Source organism: Brevundimonas sp. NPDC055311 (genome assembly GCF_053645695.1).
This window is the reverse complement of record NZ_JBSHMV010000003.1, coordinates 150,650-165,663: the sequence shown is the minus strand read 5'-3', so window position 1 is coordinate 165,663 and position 15,014 is coordinate 150,650. Positions and strand designations below refer to the sequence as shown.

The window sequence follows — 15,014 nt, the reverse complement described above, 5'->3', positions numbered from 1 at the left end:
AAGCGGCTTTCGGGGACGCTGCCTAAGCCCAATCCGCGACAGACAGAAGACGGCTTGCCGGTTTTCCACTGTCGGGTCACGCTGCGACTCATGACCAGCGTTATCGAGACAAGCGGCCTGACCAAGACCTATGGCGCGGTGCGCGCCCTGGACGGCCTCAGCCTCAGCATCCCGCGCGGCGGGGTCTATGGGGTGCTGGGGCCGAACGGCGCGGGCAAGTCGACGCTGTTCCGCATCCTTCTGGGCCTGATCCGACCCACCGCGGGCGAGGTGCGGGTGATGGGCCAGCCCGCCGGCGATCCAGCCGTCACCCGGCGCATGGGCTCGATGATCGAGACGCCGCGCTACCCGCCCTATCTGACCGCGCGTCAGGCGCTGCGCTGGCTGGCGCTGGCGCACGGCATGGGCGCAGAGGCCGAAACCGACCGCTGGCTGGCGCGGGTGGGCCTGACCGAGGCGGCGGACCGCAAGGTGCGCGGCTTTTCGGTCGGCATGATGCAGCGGCTGGGCGTCGCCGCCGCCCTGATGACCCGGCCCGACCTCGTCATCCTTGATGAACCGACCAGCGGCATGGACCCGCCCGGCATCCAGGAGATGCGCAGCCTGATCCGCAGCCTGGCCGACGACGACGGCGTGACCGTCGTGCTGGCCAGCCACCAGCTTCTGGAGGTCCAGCGCGTCTGCGACCGCGTCGCCATCCTGAACCGAGGCAAGCTGGCGGCCGAGGGCAAGGTCAGCGACCTGACCGCCTCGGGCGAACGCCTGCGCCTGTCGGCCACGCCTCTGGCCAAAGTCATGGCCGTGCTGGGCGAGCGCGGCAGCGTTCAGGACGACGCCGTCATGGCCTCCATTCCGCGCGCCGAGGCCCCCGCCCTGCTGCGCGCCCTGATCGGACAGGGCGTGGACATCGACGAGGCCCGCTGGGTCGGCGCCGATCTGGAAAGCGTCTTCATGACCGAAACCTCTTCCGTCGAGGGAGACCGCCCATGATGCTGGCCGACGCCATCCGCGCAGAAACCTGGCGCCTGCTGCAGAATCGCACGGCCCTGTTGTGGAGCATCGTCTTCGTGCCTGCGGTCGGGCTGGCGGCGAGCATCGCGGGCAATCTGTTCATCGACGACAAGATCTCCGCCGTCCGCGATCGCCTGCCGTCCCAGCTGCGCCTGGAGCGAGGAACCCTCGATCTGGGCCAGGCCCTGCTCGAGGCGGCCGGCAATCTGGCCAACCCGGCGCTCCTGGCCTTCCTGCTGATCGGCGCGGCGAGCGTCTTCGCAGGCGACTATCGCTGGGAGACCTGGCGATTGATCACGGCGCGCAACAGCCGCCCGAACCTCATCATGGGCAAGGCCGGCGCGGTGAAGCTGATGGTTCTGGCCGGGCTGCTGCTGATGCTGGCCGCCGCCGTGATCGGCGCCGTCGCCAAGGGCCTGATCTTTGGCAACAGCTTCGTCTTCCACTTCGGCGCGGAGACGGCGCAGAGCTTCGGCCTGATGTTCCTGCTGGCCTTTGTTCGCGTCGTACAATTCCTGCTGCTGGCCCTGCTGGCGGCGACGGTTACGCGGTCCATGCTGGCCGCCCTCTTCGTTCCGCTGGTCATCGGCGTGGCGCAGGCCTTCCTCGCCAAGGGCGCCCCCCTCCTCGGCTGGCGGATGGGCGACTGGCCCACCATGCTGCTGTTCCCCGGCGACGCCTATGAGGTGCTCAAGGCCTTGATCCAGGGCGGGATGATGGCCGCTGTCCTGCCCGACGGCGCCGGCTGGCGCGCCGTGGCGGGACTGGCGCTGTGGAGCTTCGCGCCCTTCTTCCTGGCCCTGTGGTGGTTTCGACGGCAGGACCTGTCGAAGGAATAGGCCGGATCAGACCAGCGCCTTCTCCATGAAGACATCGGCCCGGACATAGGGCGTCTCGCGCGGCGGCAGGCGCACGAAGCCGAAGCTGTCATAAAGCGCCAGCGCCGGCCCTAGCGTCGAACTGGTCTCCAGATAGAGACGCGGCGCGCCCGCCTCGCGCGCGGCGGCCTCACAGACCTCCAGCAGCCGCCGCGACAGCCCTTGGCCGCGCGCAGTCGGCGCAATCGTCATCTTGGCGACCTCGAAGCCGCCGTCGTCCATGGCCATCAGGGCGCAACAGCCCACGACATCGTCGCCGCGCTGAATGAAGAAGATGCGGCCGCCCTGCGCCAGGATCTGCCCCTGCGGGTCGTCCAGCACCTTGCGGTCCTTGGCCTCGATAGCGAAGCCGCCCTCGGCCAGCCAGGCTTCGTTAAGCGACCGCCAGGCTGCGCTGTCCGCCGCCGCCGACGGATCGAAAGCCCGTATCCCGTGGGTGCTCATGCCTCGCTCCGTCCCGTTTCGAGCTTCAACTTCAAGGCCGTCAGATCGGGCAGAAACCATACGGATCGGCCTCGGTTGCACTCCCTCACATAGTCCGTCAGCGCCTCGGATCCGGCCGCCTCGGCGCTGATATCGCCGATAATCGCCAGGCCGACCCGGTAGTTGACAAACTTCTGCGTGGTCTCGCCCGCCAACCGGCTGCGAAGACGCAGGAAGTCCTCGCCCAGACGCGTTACCGGCATGGCCAGCCAATCGGCGTTCGCTTCGAAAGCCAGCGACAGGAAGTCATTGATGTCGGCCAGGCCCGCCAGCAGGGCGCCGTCCGGCTCACACACGGCCACGACGAGCCCGTTCCAGGTCTCCACGCGGGTCATCGAGCCCTCCCTTCAGCGGCTTGCGAAGAAAAAGGGCGGCGGGATTGCTCCAGCCGCCCTCTCAATACAGTCGGTGAAGCCGAAATCAGGCTTCGTCGTCGCCCTCGATGGCGAAGACCGGACCGGAGTCCTGGCCCTTGGCGGCCACGTCGCGATCGACGAACTCGATGACGGCCATCGCGGCGTTGTCGCCGTGACGGAAGCCCGCCTTCATGATGCGGATGTAGCCGCCGTTACGCTCGGCGTAACGCGGAGCCAGCGTGTCGAACAGCTTGCCGACTTGCGGCACGTCGCGAACGGCGCTGATGGCCTGACGACGAGCGTGCAGGTCGCCCTTCTTGGCGAGGGTGACCAGCTTCTCGACGAAGGGACGCAGTTCCTTCGCCTTCGGCAGGGTGGTCGTGATCTGCTCGTGCTTGATCAGCGAGGCGGCCATGTTGGCGAACATGGCCTGGCGGTGGCTGACCGTACGGCCGAGCTTACGATAGGCGGCGCCGTGGCGCATCGGGGTCTCTCCTACTCGACCCTGGTTTCTCGTCCCTACTTGGCGGACGAGACCTGGGGCCTCTCATTCTTACCGCCCCAACCGATCCACGCGGGACCTGGGCGGAGGGGTTGATGATCAGATCTGGTCGTCGAACTTCTTGGCCAGATCTTCGATGTTCTCCGGCGGCCAGTTCGGCACATCCATGCCGAGGCTCAGTCCCATGGACGCCAGAACTTCCTTGATTTCGTTCAGCGACTTGCGGCCGAAGTTCGGGGTGCGAAGCATTTCGCCCTCGGTCTTCTGGATCAGGTCGCCGATGTAGACGATGTTGTCGTTCTTCAGGCAGTTGGCCGAACGGACCGACAGCTCCAGCTCGTCCACCTTCTTCAGCAGGGCCGGGTTGAAGGGCAGTTCGGGCTTGCCGTCCGACTGCTCGACAGCCTTGGTCGGCTCATCGAAGGTGATGAAGATCTGCAGCTGGTCTTGCAGGATGCGCGCGGCGTAGGCCACGGCGTCAACCGGCGAGACCGCGCCGTTGGTTTCGACTTCCAGGATCAGCTTGTCGTAGTCCAGCGACTGGCCCTGACGGGTCGGCTCGACGCGATAGGCGACGCGCTTCACCGGCGAATACAGGGCGTCGACGGCGATCAGGCCGATCGGGGCGTCTTCCGGGCGGTTCAGTTCGGCGGCGACGTAGCCCTTGCCGTTCTGCACCGTCAGCTCCATGCGAACCGAAGCGCCGTCATCCAGGGTGCAGATCACGTGATCCGGATTCAGCACCTCGATGTCGGCCGGCAGGTCGATCTGGGCTGCGGTCACCGGGCCGGGGCCCGTGGCGCGCAGGGTCATCCGCTTCGGACCTTCCGCGTGCATGCGCAGGGCCAGTTGCTTGATGTTCAGAACGATGTCGACGACGTCCTCGCGAACGCCTTCCAGCGACGAGAACTCGTGCACCACGCCGTCGATCTGAATGGCCGTGACCGCCGCGCCTTGAAGCGAAGACAGCAGAACGCGACGAAGCGCGTTGCCGAGCGTCACACCGAAACCGCGCTCGAGAGGCTCGGCGATCAGACGCGCCTTGTGCTGCGGGTCAGACCCGCCCTCGACTTGCGGTTTCTCGGGACGGATCAGCTCTTGCCAGTTTCTTTCGATCATAAAGTCCCTCGAACGGGTTTCGACGACTCCGTGTTCTCACGTTCAGAACAACAGGAGCCGTCGGGAGAAGGGGTAGGCGGCGTGAACCTTAGACGCGACGGCGCTTCGGCGGACGGCAGCCGTTGTGCGGCATCGGCGTCACGTCGCGGATGGTCGTGATCGTCATGCCGACAGCCTGCAGGGCGCGCAGGGCCGACTCACGGCCCGAACCCGGACCCGAGACGTTCACTTCCAGCGTCTTGACGCCGTGCTCGGCGGCCTTCTTGCCGGCGTCTTCCGCAGCCATCTGAGCGGCGTACGGCGTCGACTTGCGCGAGCCCTTGAAGCCCATGTGGCCGGCCGACGACCAGGAAATCGCGTTCCCTTGAGCGTCGGTGATGGTCACCATGGTGTTGTTGAACGAAGCATTCACGTGGGCCACGCCCGAGGTGATGTTCTTGCGTTCGCGGCGCTTAACGCGACCCGGTTCCTTAGCCATCGGTCAGGCCTCTCTCTTACTTCTTCTTGCCGGCGATCGGCTTGGCCGGACCCTTGCGGGTGCGAGCGTTGGTGTGGGTGCGCTGGCCGCGGACCGGCAGGCCCTTGCGGTGACGCAGGCCGCGGTAGCAGGCCAGGTCCATCAGACGCTTGATGTTCATCGACGTCTCGCGGCGCAGGTCGCCTTCGACGGTGTAGTCGCGGTCGATGGTTTCGCGGATCTGCAGGATCTCCGCGTCGGTCAGCTGGTTCACGCGGCGAGCCGGCTCGATGCCGATCTTGGCCGTGATCTCCTTGGCGTTGTGCGCGCCAATGCCGTGGATGTACTGAAGCGCGATTTCAACGCGCTTGTTGGTCGGAATGTTGACGCCTGCGATACGGGCCACGAAATTCTCCAAGTACGCGTTAATCAGACGCAGAAATCGCTCCGGTCAACAGACCAGGAGCGTGTACGCCCTTCGCGGAAGGCCGCCCTTATACAGGGGATTCCCGATGCGTCAACGGGCAAGCGCCGTGAGCAGGCTGGCTCAGGGCCATTCGACCCCCACCCGGACCTCTCGACCATCAATCGGCGCTCCGTTCTGCGTCGGAGGACGAAAGCGGAAATATCGAGCGGCCGCAAGAGCCGCCTCGCCGAATCCCATCCCGGGCGGCGTTTCGTCCACCAGGCGGCAATCGCTCAGAGTGGTGTCCAGCCGCACGCGGCAGGCCAGGGTCGCCCGCCCGCCCATGCGCCGACGGAAGGCCTCGCGCGGGTGCAGGGTCCGCAGTTCGCCGACCGTAGGCCCCCGGATGATGCGCGGAGGGCCGTCGCCGACGCCAGGACCGACGCCGGAACCGCTGCCCCCGCCGCTGCCCGTCCCCTGCCCGCCCTGACCAGGGCCTGGCGTCGGACCAGGCTCCGGCGCGACGCCGATGATCAGGGGCTGTTCGGGCGCGGGCCGCGCGGGCGCGACGATTTCCGGCCTCGGCGGCGCCGGACGCGGGGGTGGCGGCCGAACGACGGACGGCGCGGCGGGCGCCCCCCCGCCCTGCGACGCCGCCGGCGCGCTGGGCGGCGGGGGCGGCGGCGGGATCGGCGGCGGGGGAACCAGATCGACCAGTATCGGCGGCAGAGCCGTGACCAGGGGCGGCTCCGGACGACCCACGCCCAAAAGCACAAAGGCGCCGAGGTGCAGAAGGACCACCAGCCCCCCCGCGCCCCAGCGCCATTGCTTCATACGTGTCGGCCGCAACCGTCTCTCCCGCACAGGCTCCCGAACGCTAACGCTTCAGAAGGCGAGGGGATCAGACCGCGCGCCGGATCAGGCGTCCAGCGCCGTGTCGATCGCGGCGGCCACGGCGGCGATATCGCCCATGCCGTCGACCTCGGTCAGCTTGCCCTGCCCTTCATAATAGGGAAGCAGCGGCGCGGTCTGGCGATTGTAGACGGCCAGCCGGTCCTTGAAGGTCTCGGGGTTGTCGTCAGGCCGCCCCTGCTCGGCGAAGCGCTTGCCGATCCGATCGGTCAGGGCCGCGTCGTCCACCTTCAGGCGGATGACACTGTCGATCTTGGCGCCGCGCTTGGCCAGCATGGCGTCCAGGGCCTCGGCCTGGGCCACCGTGCGGGGGAAGCCGTCGAAGATGGCCCCGCCGGCGGCCTCGGCCTCCGGCAGACGAGCTTCGATCAGGGCGATGACGATCTCGTCGGTGACGAGGTCGCCGCGCGCCAGCACGTCCTTGACCTTCAGCCCCAGCTCGGAGCCCGAAGCGATCGCCGCGCGCAGCATGTCGCCGGTCGAGAGCTGGACCATGCCCCGCTCCTCGACCAGCCGCTTGGCCTGGGTGCCCTTGCCGGCCGCAGGCGGCCCGAACAGGATCAGGTTCATTATGTCTTCGGGCCCCCTACCCGATCAGCGACGGACAGGAGCGGAACCGCCCCGGCCACGACCGCGCAACTTGGCCTTCTTGATCAGCCCCTCGTACTGGTGCGCCAGCAGGTGCGACTGGATCTGGGCGACAGTGTCCATCGTCACCGAGACCACGATCAAGATAGACGTTCCGCCAAAGTACAGGCTGTTGCCCAGGCTGCTGACCAGGAACTCCGGCAGCAGGCAGACGGCGGTGATGTAGGCGGCGCCGATCACCGTCAGGCGCGTCAGGACATAGTCCAGATACTCGGCCGTCCGCTTGCCCGGGCGGATGCCCGGCAGGAAGCCGCCGTATTTGCGCAGGTTCTCGGCCGTATCCTCGGGGTTGAAGGTGATCGAGGTGTAGAAGAAGCAGAAGAAGACGATCAGGACGGCGTACAAGATCATGAACACCGGCTGGCCGTGGGTCAGCTGAGCAGTCACCAAGGGCAGCCAGCTCATCCAGTCCGGCAGGTTCGCATTGGCGGTGAACTGGGCCACCGTCGTCGGCAGCATTAGCAGCGACGAGGCGAAGATGGCCGGGATCACGCCCGCGGTGTTGACCTTCAGCGGCAGGAAGCTGCGCTCGCCGCCGGTCATGCGGTTGCCTTCCTGGCGCTTCGGATACTGGATCAGAAGGCGGCGCTGGGCGCGCTCCATGAAGACGATGAAGACGATGACCGCCACCGCCATGATGGCGATGCCGAACAGGGTGAAGGCCGACATCTGACCCTGCTGGGCCAGGCCCAGCATACGCGCCACCGTCGACGGCAGGACCGCCACGATGCCCGCGAAGATGATCAGGGAGATGCCGTTGCCGACACCGCGCGCCGTCACCTGCTCGCCCAGCCACATCAGGAACATGGTGCCGCCGGTCAGGACGGTGACCGTCGAAATGATGAAGAACAGACCGGGCTGGTCGATCAGACCCGGCTGGGCGTTCAGGCCCACCGCGATGCCGAAGGACTGCGCCAGGGCCAGGAACACCGTCAGATAGCGGGTGTACTGGTTCAGCTGCTTGCGGCCCGACTCGCCGCCTTCCTTCTTCAGTTTCTCCCACGGCGGATACACCGCGCCCATCAGCTGGACGATGATCGAGGCCGAGATGTAGGGCATGACGTTCAGCGCGAACACGGCCATGCGCTCGACGGCGCCGCCCGAGAACATGTTGAACATGTCCAGGATGCCGCGTTGGCCGTCCGGATTCTGGAAGAAGGCCAGGAAGGCCTCGCCGTTGATCCCGGGGATCGGAACATAGGTGCCGATCCGGTAGACCAGCAGCGCGCCGAGCGTGAACAGCAGGCGTTTGTGCAGCTCGGTCGCCTTGGCGAACGAGCCTATGTTCATATTGGCAGCAAGTTGTTCAGCGGCCGAAGCCATCAGGCGGTCCCCCAGACGGTCACCATTTTCATGCCCGTCGTCAGATAGGCGGAAAGCGGCGCTCTTGCGAGGGCCGCTTTCGGAAAATCGTCATCCCGGTCCGGACGATCCCGGCGGAGACGTGAAACCACGCCCCCGACGGGATGACGATATCGGATTTTAGGCCTTGGCGGCGGTGCGCTTGGCGCGAGCCGAGATCTTGTTGGCGTCGCCCAGCGGAGCCTTCGGAGCCGGCGCCTTGCCGCGAGCGGCGTTGCGCTTCTCGAGGCGAGCCGCAGCCTTGGCTTCGGCTTCGATGCGCTGTTGCGTCACCGAACCGCCGGCGGCTTCGACCGCCTTGATGGCGCCCGACGAGGCCGACCACACGACCAGGTTCAGCTTGGCCTTCAGTTCGCCTTCGCCCAGGACGCGCACGCCGTCCTTGACGCGACGGATCACGCCGGCGGCGACCAGGGCCGCGCCGTTGATCTCGGCCTTGGCGTCCAGCTTGCCGGCGTCGATGGCCTCTTGCAGGCGCCACAGGTTGACTTCAGCCAGCTTCGGCGCGTTCGGCACGTTGAAGCCGCGCTTCGGCATACGCATGTACAGCGGCATCTGGCCGCCTTCGAAGCCGCCGATGGCGACGCCCGAACGCGACTTCTGACCCTTGACGCCGCGACCGGCGGTCTTGCCCTTGCCCGAGCCTGGGCCGCGGCCGACGCGCATACGCTTCTTGGAGGCGCCTTCGTTGTCACGGATTTCGTTCAGCTTCATTGCCTGATCCTTTCGGGTTCTAGCGCCAGGTTCGACAGGCGGACCTGACTCGGCGTTGGAAAAATTGAAGGGCCGCTGATTAAGCGACCCGCGTCAGCATCGCAAGATGCTTCTTCATAAAGCGAAACGCCCTCCCCCGCGAACGGGAGAGGGCGAACCGTCTTACTTCTCGACCACTTCCACCATGTGGGCGACCTTGGCGATCATCCCACGGACGGAGGGGGTGTCTTCCAGGGTCGACTCACGGCCGATCTGGTTGAGACCCAGGCCCACCAGGGTGGCGCGCTGATCCGACTTGCGGCGGATCGGGCTCGCCGTCTGACGGACGGTCACGGTCTTCTTTTCGGTCTTGGCCATCTATCAGCCCTCCACGGCTTCCGGCGCCGAAGCGCCGTCATTGCGGCGGCCCATCAGGTCGGACACCTTCTTGCCCCGCTTGGAGGCGATCTGGCGCGGCGACGACTGGACCTTCAGAGCTTCGAAGGTGGCGCGGATCATGTTGTAGGGGTTCGACGAGCCGGTCGACTTGCCCACGACGTCCTGGACGCCGAGGGTTTCGAGGACCGCACGCATCGGACCGCCCGCGATGACGCCGGTGCCCGGAGGCGCCGCACGCATCATGATCTTGCCGGCGCCCCAACGGCCGGCGCCGTCGTGATGCAGGGTGCGGTTCTCGCGCAGCGGAACCTTGATCATGGTCTTCTTGGCTTCTTCGGTCGCCTTGCGGATGGCTTCCGGCACTTCGCGCGCCTTGCCATGACCGAAGCCGACGCGGCCCTTGCCGTCGCCGACGACCATCAGGGCCGCGAACGAGAACCGGCGGCCGCCTTTGACGGTGGCGGCGACGCGGTTGATGTGCACCAGCTTCTCGATGATGTCCGAATCCGGACCTTCAACGGGAGCGTTGCGGTTGTCGCGACGGTTGCGGTCGCCGCCGCCGCGTTGGGGTTCACGAGCCATGCTTGCCGTTCCCTTAGAAGTTCAGGCCGGCTTCGCGCGCGGCTTCCGCCAGCGCCTTGACCCGGCCGTGATAGATGTAGCCGCCACGGTCGAAGACGACGTCGGTGACGCCCTTCTCGATGGCGCGCTCGGCGATCAGCTTGCCGATCTTGGCGGCGGCTGCGACGTCCGAACCCTTGGAACCCTTGCCGCCTTCCAGCGACGAGGCGGCGGCCACCGTGATGCCCTGGGCATCGTCGATGATCTGAGCCGAGATGTTCTTGTCCGAACGGAAGACCGACAGACGCAGACGACCGTTGGCGACAGCCTTCAGGCGACGGCGAGTGCGCTCGGCGCGGCGCTTGGCTTGTTGTTGAAGAGAGAGAGCCATGACTTACTTCTTCTTGCCTTCCTTGCGCCGGACGAATTCGCCCTGATAGCGCACGCCCTTGCCCTTATAGGGTTCCGGCGGACGCATCTTGCGGATGACGGCGGCGATTTCGCCCACAACCTGCTTGTCGTTGCCCGAGATCTTGATCTCGGTCTGCTTCGGCACGGCGAAGGTGATGCCTTCGGGCGGAACGATGTCCACGTCGTGCGAGAAGCCGAGCTGCAGCGAGAGATCCTTGCCCTTCAGGGCGGCGCGGTAGCCGACGCCGACCAGTTCCAGGGTCTTCTCGAAGCCTTCGGTCACGCCGGTCACCATGTTGGCGACCAGGGTGCGCGACAGGCCCCACATGGCCTTGGCGCGCTGCGAGTCCGAACGCGGGGTCAGCGACAGTTCGTCGCCTTCCTGCGTGACTTCGATCTCGTCGGCGACGGTCCAGGAGCGTTCGCCCTTCGGACCCTTCACGGTGATGGCCTGGCCGTTGAGCGTGACAGTCACGCCTTTCGGCACGGCGATGGTTTTCTTGCCGATACGAGACATATCAGTAGACCCTGCAGAGGACTTCGCCGCCGACGTTAGCGTCGCGGGCGGCGGCGTCGGACATGACGCCCTTCGAAGTCGAAAGGATCGAGATGCCGAGGCCGTTCTTGACCGGCTTCAGATCGCCGATGGCCGAATAGACGCGGCGGCCGGGCTTCGACACGCGGGCGATCTCGGCGATCACCGGCTGGCCGTCGAAGTACTTCAGCTCGATCTCGAACTGCGGGAACTCACCGGGGTTTTGAACCAGCGAGTAGCCGCGGATGTAGCCCTCGTCCTGCAGCACGTCCAGGACGCGCTGACGCAGGCGGGAAGCCGGGGTGAGCACCGAAGAACGCTTGCGGGTGGCCGCGTTCTTGATGCGAGCGATCATGTCGCTCAGGGGATCGTTGATCATCATGTCTGTTCGCTCCCCTTACCAGCTCGACTTCGTCAGGCCGGGGATCTGACCCATGTTGCCCAGCTCGCGCAGGGCGACACGGCTCATCTTGAGCTTGCGGTAATAAGCCCGCGGACGACCCGTCACTTCGCAACGGTTGCGAATACGGCTCGGAGCCGAGTTGCGCGGCAGGGCCGCCAGCTTCAGGCGCGCATCGAAGCGCTCCTCAAGCGGCAGGCTCTCGTCGTTGGCGATAGCCTTCAGGGCGTCCCGCTTCGCGGCATACTTCGCAACCAGGGCCTTGACGGCTTCGTTGCGGTTTACGGCGCTTTTCTTAGCCATTGTTCTCTTCCCTTCCCGCTCAGTTCACGAACGGGAACTTGAACTCGGTGAGGAGAGCCTTGGCTTCCTCATCGGTCTTGGCCGTGGTGCAGACAACGATGTCCATGCCCCACATCTGGTCGATCTGGTCGTAGTTGATCTCCGGGAACACGATGTGCTCCTTCAGACCCGTGGCGTAGTTGCCGCGACCGTCGAACGAAGTGCCCTTCAGGCCCCGGAAGTCCTTCACGCGCGGCAGAGCGATCGTGATGAAACGGTCCAGGAACTCGTACATCTGGGCGCCGCGCAGCGTGACCTTGCCGCCGATGACCATGCCTTCGCGCAGCTTGAAGCCGGCGATGGAGTTACGAGCCTTGGTCGGCACGGCCTTCTGGCCGGCGATGGCCGTCAGGTCCTTGAGGGCCGCGTTGGCCTTCTTGGAGTCCGCCACAGCTTCGCCGATGCCCATGTTCAGGACGATCTTGTCCAGCTTGGGGATCTGCATCTCGTTCGTGTAGCCGAACTTTTCCTTCAGGACGCTACGGATGCGGTCCTGATAGTCGGTCTTGAGACGCGGCGTATACTTGGTGTCGGCCATCAGATGACGTCTCCCGTCGACTTGGCGAAGCGGACCTTCTTGTCCCCCTCGACCTTGAAGCCCACGCGGGTCGCCTTGCCGTTGGCGTCGACGATGGCGACGTTCGACAGGTGAAGCGAGGCTTCCTTGTGCTTGATGCCGCCTTGCGGGTCAGCCTGGGTCGGGCGCGTGTGGCGCTGGACCATGTTGACGCCTTGCACGACGACGCGGTTCTCGGTCGGCAGGACCTGCAGCACCTGGCCGGTGCGGCCCTTGTCCTTGCCGGTCAGGACGACGACGTTGTCGCCCTTCTTGATCTTGGCGGCCATGGTTACAGAACCTCCGGAGCCAGCGAGATGATCTTCATGTGGTTCTTGGCGCGCAGCTCGCGCGGAACCGGGCCGAAGATACGGGTGCCGACAGGCTCGTTCTGCTTGTTGACGATGACGGCGGCCGACTTGTCGAAACGGATGACAGAGCCGTCCTTGCGCTGGATGTCCTTGGCGGTGCGCACGACGATGGCGCGAACGACGTCGCCCTTCTTCACGCGGCCGCGCGGAATCGCTTCCTTCACCGAGGCGACGATGGTGTCGCCGATCGAGGCGTAGCGGCGCTTGGAGCCGCCCAACACCTTGATGCACATGACCCGGCGAGCGCCCGAGTTATCGGCGACCTCCAGGTTAGTTTGCATCTGGATCATGGGATCCGATCCTTCTTCTTACGAAGCCGAAGACGGGGAAATGATTTCCCAGCGCTTCAGCTTGGACTTGGGGGCGCATTCGATGATGCGCGCGATGTCGCCGACTTTGAGGGCGTTGGCCTCATCGTGAGCGTGGTAGTTCTTGGACTTACGAACCGTCTTGCGGAGCAGCGGGTGCAGCAGGGTGCGCTCGACCTTCACGACGACGGTCTTGTCGCCCTTGTCGGAGACGACCACGCCTTCAAGAATGCGTTTGGGCATCGGTGTTTCCTTACGAGGCCGCACGCTTCTCGCGCAGAAGCGTCGAGATGCGAGCGATGTCCTTGCGCACTTCCGAGACCCGGTGGGTCTTTTCCATCTGGCCGGTGGCGGCCTGGAAGCGCAGGTTGAACTGTTCCTTCTTGAGCTTCAGCAGCTCGTCGGACAGTTGGTCGACGGTTTGCGACCGGAGATCGGCGATCTTGGTCATTAGGCGGCTTGCTCCGTAACGATGCCGGCGTCCAGGCGGGTGACCACCTTGGTGCGGATCGGCAGCTTGGCGGCGCCGAGGCGCAGCGCTTCACGAGCCACGTCGTCCGGCACGCCGTCGATTTCGAACATGATGCGGCCCGGGGCCACGCGAGCGGCCCAATGGTCCACCGCGCCCTTGCCCTTACCCATCCGCACTTCGGCCGGCTTGCCGGAAACCGGCACGTCGGGGAAGATACGGATCCAGACGCGGCCCTGACGCTTCATCTGACGGGTGATCGCGCGGCGAGCCGCCTCGATCTGACGCGCCGTGATGCGCTCCGGCTCGACGGCCTTCAGACCGTAGGAGCCGAAGTTCAGCGAGAAACCACCCTTGGACGAGCCGTGGATGCGGCCCTTGAAGGCCTTACGGTACTTGGTCTTTTTCGGTTGCAACATGGCCTATCAGCCCTCACGACCACGGCGCGGACCGCGATCACCGCGGGGGCCGCGCTCACGGCCTTCGTTGGACGACGGACCCGAGGCTTCCTGGGCCCAGCGCTTGTCCTGAGCCATCGGGTCGTGCTCGAGCACTTCACCCTTAAACACCCAGACCTTCACGCCAATGATGCCGTAGGTCGTCTTGGCTTCGTAGAAGCCGTAGTCGATGTCGGCGCGCAGGGTGTGCAGCGGCACGCGACCTTCGCGGTACCACTCCATACGAGCGATTTCGGCGCCGCCCAGACGGCCCGAGACGTTGATGCGGACGCCCTTGGCGCCCAGGCGCATGGCCGACTGCATCGAACGCTTCATGGCGCGACGGAACGCGATACGGCGCTCCAGTTGCTGAGCGATGTTCTCGGCGATCAGCTGAGCGTCGGTCTCCGGCTTACGGACCTCGACGATGTTCAGGTGAACTTCGCCTTCGGTGCGGGCCGAGATGTCCTTGCGGAGCTTCTCGATGTCAGCGCCCTTCTTGCCGATCACGACACCCGGACGGGCGGCGTAGATCGTCACGCGGCACTTCTTGTGGGGGCGCTCGATGATGATGCGCGACACGCCGGCAGCCGACAGACGTTCCTTCAGCCACGTGCGCAGCTTCAGGTCCTGGTGGAGCAGTTTGGCGTAGTCAGCGCCGCCAGCGAACCAGCGGCTGTCCCACGTGCGGTTCACGCCGAGACGCAGACCGATCGGATTGATTTTCTGACCCATCAGGCGGCCTCACCTGCTTCGCGAACCACGATGGTGATTTCGCTGAACGGTTTCAGGATGCGCGACGAACGACCGCGAGCACGGCTCGCGAAACGCTTCATCACCAGGTTCTTGCCCACGAAGGCCTCGGCGACGACCAGGTTGTCGATGTCGAGGTTGTGGTTGTTCTCGGCGTTCGAGACGGCCGAGTACAGGACCTTGCGGACGTCGCCGGCGATGCGCTTGCGGCTGAATTCCAGCTCGTTGAGAGCCTTCTGGACCGGCAGGCCGCGGATCGAGGCGGCCACCAGGTTCAGCTTCTGCGGGCTGATGCGGACGTTGACCAGCTTGGCGCGGGCCTCGGTCGCCGCAACGCGACGGGGGTTCTTGGTCTGGGCCATGGATTACTTCCTCTTGGCCTTCTTGTCCGCCGCGTGGCCCGGGAAGTTCCGGGTCGGGGCGAACTCGCCGAACTTCATGCCGACCATTTCTTCGGAGACCGACACCGGCACATGCTTCTGGCCGTTGTGGACGCCGAACGTCAGACCGACGAACTGCGGCAGGATGGTGGAGCGGCGCGACCAGGTCTTGATCACGTCCTTGCGGCCCGACGATTGAGCGGCGTCGGCCTTCTTGAGCAGATACCCGTCGACAAACGGGCCTTTCCAGGAGGAGCGGGCCATT

At 65.7% G+C, this 15,014-nt stretch carries 27 protein-coding genes; 2 read left to right on the top strand and 25 right to left on the bottom strand.

Annotation, left to right across the window (positions count from 1 at the left end):
- The first annotated feature begins 90 nt into the window (after positions 1 to 90).
- Positions 91 to 990, top strand: coding sequence for an ABC transporter ATP-binding protein (locus ACWIDZ_RS11895; protein WP_453989266.1), 900 nt, complete (start codon positions 91 to 93; stop codon positions 988 to 990).
- Positions 987 to 1,850: a hypothetical protein gene (locus tag ACWIDZ_RS11890; RefSeq protein WP_453989264.1), complete on the top strand. Its 864-nt coding sequence runs from the start codon at positions 987 to 989 to the stop codon at positions 1,848 to 1,850. Before ACWIDZ_RS11895 ends, ACWIDZ_RS11890 begins: the two co-directional genes overlap by 4 nt.
- 6 nt (positions 1,851 to 1,856) lie before the next feature.
- On the opposite strand, the gene ACWIDZ_RS11885 is transcribed toward ACWIDZ_RS11890, so the two are convergent.
- The 25 genes from ACWIDZ_RS11885 to rpsS form a co-directional block, all read right to left on the bottom strand.
- Positions 1,857 to 2,333, bottom strand: a complete 477-nt coding sequence (locus tag ACWIDZ_RS11885) for a GNAT family N-acetyltransferase (protein ID WP_346487465.1) — start codon at positions 2,331 to 2,333, stop codon at positions 1,857 to 1,859.
- Positions 2,330 to 2,707 (bottom strand): DUF4180 domain-containing protein, encoded by a 378-nt coding sequence (locus tag ACWIDZ_RS11880; protein WP_453989263.1) that lies wholly within the window; start codon positions 2,705 to 2,707, stop codon positions 2,330 to 2,332. The genes ACWIDZ_RS11885 and ACWIDZ_RS11880 overlap by 4 nt, the downstream gene beginning before the upstream one ends.
- An 85-nt stretch (positions 2,708 to 2,792) precedes the next feature.
- Positions 2,793 to 3,212, bottom strand: coding sequence for a 50S ribosomal protein L17 (rplQ, locus tag ACWIDZ_RS11875; RefSeq protein WP_003164392.1), 420 nt, complete (start codon positions 3,210 to 3,212; stop codon positions 2,793 to 2,795).
- A 117-nt stretch (positions 3,213 to 3,329) separates the two neighbouring features.
- On the bottom strand, positions 3,330 to 4,349 hold the full coding sequence (locus ACWIDZ_RS11870) for a DNA-directed RNA polymerase subunit alpha (RefSeq protein ID WP_291781324.1): 1,020 nt from the start codon (positions 4,347 to 4,349) through the stop codon (positions 3,330 to 3,332).
- An 88-nt stretch (positions 4,350 to 4,437) separates the two neighbouring features.
- Entirely contained in the window at positions 4,438 to 4,827 is a 390-nt protein-coding gene (gene rpsK, locus ACWIDZ_RS11865) for a 30S ribosomal protein S11 (protein WP_003164390.1), read from the bottom strand.
- A gap of 16 nt (positions 4,828 to 4,843) precedes the next feature.
- Positions 4,844 to 5,212 (bottom strand): 30S ribosomal protein S13, encoded by a 369-nt coding sequence (gene rpsM, locus ACWIDZ_RS11860; RefSeq protein ID WP_003164389.1) that lies wholly within the window; start codon positions 5,210 to 5,212, stop codon positions 4,844 to 4,846.
- Positions 5,213 to 5,353: 141 nt separating this feature from the next.
- Positions 5,354 to 6,061, bottom strand: a complete 708-nt coding sequence (locus ACWIDZ_RS11855) for an energy transducer TonB (RefSeq protein WP_453989262.1) — start codon at positions 6,059 to 6,061, stop codon at positions 5,354 to 5,356.
- A 69-nt stretch (positions 6,062 to 6,130) separates the two neighbouring features.
- On the bottom strand, positions 6,131 to 6,694 hold the full coding sequence (locus ACWIDZ_RS11850; protein WP_312219354.1) for an adenylate kinase: 564 nt from the start codon (positions 6,692 to 6,694) through the stop codon (positions 6,131 to 6,133).
- A gap of 24 nt (positions 6,695 to 6,718) precedes the next feature.
- The gene (gene secY, locus ACWIDZ_RS11845; protein ID WP_291781310.1) at positions 6,719 to 8,095 is read right to left on the bottom strand and encodes a preprotein translocase subunit SecY; all 1,377 of its coding nucleotides are present in this window, start codon (positions 8,093 to 8,095) and stop codon (positions 6,719 to 6,721) included.
- 159 nt (positions 8,096 to 8,254) lie between these two features.
- Entirely contained in the window at positions 8,255 to 8,848 is a 594-nt protein-coding gene (rplO, locus tag ACWIDZ_RS11840) for a 50S ribosomal protein L15 (protein ID WP_452111130.1), read from the bottom strand.
- Positions 8,849 to 9,010: 162 nt separating this feature from the next.
- The gene (gene rpmD, locus ACWIDZ_RS11835; RefSeq protein ID WP_291781306.1) at positions 9,011 to 9,205 is read right to left on the bottom strand and encodes a 50S ribosomal protein L30; all 195 of its coding nucleotides are present in this window, start codon (positions 9,203 to 9,205) and stop codon (positions 9,011 to 9,013) included.
- Positions 9,206 to 9,208: 3 nt separating this feature from the next.
- Positions 9,209 to 9,808: a 30S ribosomal protein S5 gene (gene rpsE / locus ACWIDZ_RS11830; RefSeq protein ID WP_343828948.1), complete on the bottom strand. Its 600-nt coding sequence runs from the start codon at positions 9,806 to 9,808 to the stop codon at positions 9,209 to 9,211.
- A 13-nt stretch (positions 9,809 to 9,821) separates the two neighbouring features.
- Complete coding sequence (rplR, locus tag ACWIDZ_RS11825; protein ID WP_291781298.1) at positions 9,822 to 10,178, bottom strand: 50S ribosomal protein L18; 357 nt, start codon at positions 10,176 to 10,178, stop codon at positions 9,822 to 9,824.
- Positions 10,179 to 10,181: 3 nt separating this feature from the next.
- A complete protein-coding gene (gene rplF / locus ACWIDZ_RS11820; RefSeq protein ID WP_291781295.1) occupies positions 10,182 to 10,715 on the bottom strand; it encodes a 50S ribosomal protein L6 in 534 nt (177 codons plus the stop codon).
- Position 10,716: 1 nt separating this feature from the next.
- Positions 10,717 to 11,115: a 30S ribosomal protein S8 gene (gene rpsH / locus ACWIDZ_RS11815; RefSeq protein WP_003170021.1), complete on the bottom strand. Its 399-nt coding sequence runs from the start codon at positions 11,113 to 11,115 to the stop codon at positions 10,717 to 10,719.
- Positions 11,116 to 11,130: 15 nt separating this feature from the next.
- Entirely contained in the window at positions 11,131 to 11,436 is a 306-nt protein-coding gene (gene rpsN, locus ACWIDZ_RS11810) for a 30S ribosomal protein S14 (protein ID WP_003170022.1), read from the bottom strand.
- Between the two features lie 19 nt (positions 11,437 to 11,455).
- Positions 11,456 to 12,013: a 50S ribosomal protein L5 gene (rplE, locus tag ACWIDZ_RS11805; protein ID WP_453989260.1), complete on the bottom strand. Its 558-nt coding sequence runs from the start codon at positions 12,011 to 12,013 to the stop codon at positions 11,456 to 11,458.
- On the bottom strand, positions 12,013 to 12,321 hold the full coding sequence (gene rplX, locus ACWIDZ_RS11800; protein ID WP_291781289.1) for a 50S ribosomal protein L24: 309 nt from the start codon (positions 12,319 to 12,321) through the stop codon (positions 12,013 to 12,015). Before rplX ends, rplE begins: the two co-directional genes overlap by 1 nt.
- Positions 12,322 to 12,323: 2 nt before the next feature.
- The gene (gene rplN / locus ACWIDZ_RS11795) at positions 12,324 to 12,692 is read right to left on the bottom strand and encodes a 50S ribosomal protein L14 (protein ID WP_003164378.1); all 369 of its coding nucleotides are present in this window, start codon (positions 12,690 to 12,692) and stop codon (positions 12,324 to 12,326) included.
- A gap of 18 nt (positions 12,693 to 12,710) precedes the next feature.
- Positions 12,711 to 12,953, bottom strand: a complete 243-nt coding sequence (rpsQ, locus tag ACWIDZ_RS11790) for a 30S ribosomal protein S17 (protein ID WP_003164377.1) — start codon at positions 12,951 to 12,953, stop codon at positions 12,711 to 12,713.
- A 10-nt stretch (positions 12,954 to 12,963) separates the two neighbouring features.
- The gene (gene rpmC, locus ACWIDZ_RS11785) at positions 12,964 to 13,161 is read right to left on the bottom strand and encodes a 50S ribosomal protein L29 (protein ID WP_003164376.1); all 198 of its coding nucleotides are present in this window, start codon (positions 13,159 to 13,161) and stop codon (positions 12,964 to 12,966) included.
- Entirely contained in the window at positions 13,161 to 13,598 is a 438-nt protein-coding gene (gene rplP / locus ACWIDZ_RS11780) for a 50S ribosomal protein L16 (protein ID WP_003164375.1), read from the bottom strand. The genes rpmC and rplP overlap by 1 nt, the downstream gene beginning before the upstream one ends.
- Positions 13,599 to 13,604: 6 nt before the next feature.
- Positions 13,605 to 14,351, bottom strand: a complete 747-nt coding sequence (rpsC, locus tag ACWIDZ_RS11775; protein WP_003164374.1) for a 30S ribosomal protein S3 — start codon at positions 14,349 to 14,351, stop codon at positions 13,605 to 13,607.
- The gene (gene rplV, locus ACWIDZ_RS11770) at positions 14,351 to 14,731 is read right to left on the bottom strand and encodes a 50S ribosomal protein L22 (RefSeq protein WP_291781280.1); all 381 of its coding nucleotides are present in this window, start codon (positions 14,729 to 14,731) and stop codon (positions 14,351 to 14,353) included. The genes rpsC and rplV overlap by 1 nt, the downstream gene beginning before the upstream one ends.
- 3 nt (positions 14,732 to 14,734) lie before the next feature.
- Positions 14,735 to 15,013, bottom strand: a complete 279-nt coding sequence (rpsS, locus tag ACWIDZ_RS11765) for a 30S ribosomal protein S19 (RefSeq protein WP_003164372.1) — start codon at positions 15,011 to 15,013, stop codon at positions 14,735 to 14,737.
- Position 15,014: the final 1 nt, after the last annotated feature.